Origin of the sequence: Streptomyces sp. NRRL F-5650, assembly GCF_000721365.1 — a bacterium.
GTDB classification, from domain to species: Bacteria; Actinomycetota; Actinomycetes; order Streptomycetales; family Streptomycetaceae; genus Streptomyces; species Streptomyces ardesiacus.
Genome location: NZ_JOGV01000209.1, coordinates 1 through 224 on the forward strand (window position 1 = coordinate 1; position 224 = coordinate 224).

At 67.4% G+C, this 224-nt stretch carries 1 protein-coding gene; it reads right to left on the reverse strand.

Going from position 1 to position 224, the window contains the following annotated elements; genetic code table 11:
* The coding region (locus IG88_RS40065) for an alpha-amylase family glycosyl hydrolase (protein WP_037837608.1) at positions 1–224 on the reverse strand (224 nt) is incomplete at both ends.

The following is a 224-nucleotide window of genomic DNA, read 5'->3' on the forward strand; positions in this document are numbered from 1 at the left end:
CCGTCGGGGTTCTTGCGGGACTCCTGGAACCACGGGTGCTGGTCGCTGGTGTGGTTCATGACGAAGTCGATGATCACGCGCATGCCGCGCTGGTGCGCCGCGTCGACGAACTCCACGAAGTCGGCGAGGTCGCCGAACTCGGGCAGGACGGCGGTGTAGTCGGAGACGTCGTACCCGCCGTCGCGCAGGGGCGACTTGAAGAAGGGCGGGAGCCAGAGGCAGTC